Source organism: Paenibacillus sp. PAMC 26794, from assembly GCF_000316035.1.
Lineage (GTDB): Bacteria > Bacillota > Bacilli > Paenibacillales > Paenibacillaceae > Paenibacillus.
Genome location: NZ_ANHX01000067.1, coordinates 1 through 1715, shown reverse-complemented (window position 1 = coordinate 1715; position 1715 = coordinate 1). Strand labels below are relative to the sequence as shown.

Here is a 1715-nt window from a genome sequence, read left to right as displayed (position 1 = left end):
CAGGGGTAGGGGAGCGTTGTATAAGGGTTGAAGGTGTACCGTAAGGAGCGCTGGACATTATACAAGTGAGAATGCCGGTATGAGTAACGAAAAGATCAAGTGAGAATCTTGATCCGCCGAAAGCCTAAGGGTTCCTGAGGAAGGCTCGTCCGCTCAGGGTAAGTCGGGACCTAAGGCGAGGCCGAAAGGCGTAGTCGAAGGACAACAGGTCGAAATTCCTGTACCACCGTAAGCCGTTATGAGCAATGGGGGGACGCAGTAGGGTAGTGACGCGGACTGATGGATGTCCGTCTAAGCAGTAAGGCTGATGTGTAGGCAAATCCGCACATTGTAAGGCTGAGCTGTGATGGGGAGCGAAAATTGTAGTAGCGAAGGTCATGATCTCACACTGCCAAGAAAAGCCTCTAGCCAGGTGAAGGTGCCCGTACCGCAAACCGACACAGGTAGGCGAGAAGAGTATTCTAAGGCGCGCGGAAGAACTCTCGTTAAGGAACTCGGCAAAATGACCCCGTAACTTCGGGAGAAGGGGTGCCCCGGTAGTGTGAATAGCACGAGGGGGCCGCAGTGAAAAGGCCCAAGCGACTGTTTAGCAAAAACACAGGTCTGTGCGAAGCCGTAAGGCGAAGTATACGGGCTGACGCCTGCCCGGTGCTGGAAGGTTAAGGGGAGTGGTTAGGAGCAATCCGAAGCTGTGAACCGAAGCCCCAGTCGGCGGCCGTAACTATAACGGTCCTAAGGTAGCGAAATTCCTTGTCAGGTAAATTCTGACCCGCACGAATGGCGTAACGACTTGGGCGCTGTCTCAACGAGAGATCCGGTGAAATTTTAATACCTGTGAAGATGCAGGTTACCCGCGACAAGACGGAAAGACCCCATGGAGCTTTACTGCAGCTTGATATTGAATTTGGGTACGATCTGTACAGGATAGGTGGGAGCCTTTGAAGAGACATGAGCGCCAGCTTGTGTGGAGGCAACGTTGGGATACCACCCTGATCGTATCTAGGTTCTAACCTGGTACCGTAATCCGGTGCGGGGACAGTGTCAGGTGGGCAGTTTGACTGGGGCGGTCGCCTCCTAAAGAGTAACGGAGGCGCCCAAAGGTTCCCTCAGAATGGTTGGAAATCATTCGAAGAGTGCAAAGGCATAAGGGAGCTTGACTGCGAGACCTACAAGTCGAGCAGGGACGAAAGTCGGGCTTAGTGATCCGGTGGTACCGCATGGAAGGGCCATCGCTCAACGGATAAAAGCTACCCTGGGGATAACAGGCTTATCTCCCCCAAGAGTCCACATCGACGGGGAGGTTTGGCACCTCGATGTCGGCTCATCGCATCCTGGGGCTGAAGTAGGTCCCAAGGGTTGGGCTGTTCGCCCATTAAAGCGGTACGCGAGCTGGGTTCAGAACGTCGTGAGACAGTTCGGTCCCTATCTGTCGTGGGCGTAGGAAATTTGAGAGGAGCTGTCCTTAGTACGAGAGGACCGGGATGGACGTACCGCTGGTGTACCAGTTGTTCCGCCAGGAGCACCGCTGGGTAGCTATGTACGGAAGGGATAAACGCTGAAAGCATCTAAGCGTGAAGCCCCCCTCAAGATGAGATTTCCCAGTATGTAAGACCCCTTGAAGACGACGAGGTAGATAGGCTGGGGGTGGAAGTGCAGCAATGCATGGAGCTGACCAGTACTAATCGGTCGAGGGCTTATCCAATAGCAAGTTGTAA

The 1715-nt window shown here is 53.9% G+C and carries 1 rRNA gene; it reads left to right on the top strand.

Annotated elements, in window-relative coordinates:
- Positions 1 to 1702, top strand: a 23S ribosomal RNA gene (locus tag D829_RS34395); the annotation flags it as partial.
- Positions 1703 to 1715 lie beyond the last annotated feature (13 nt).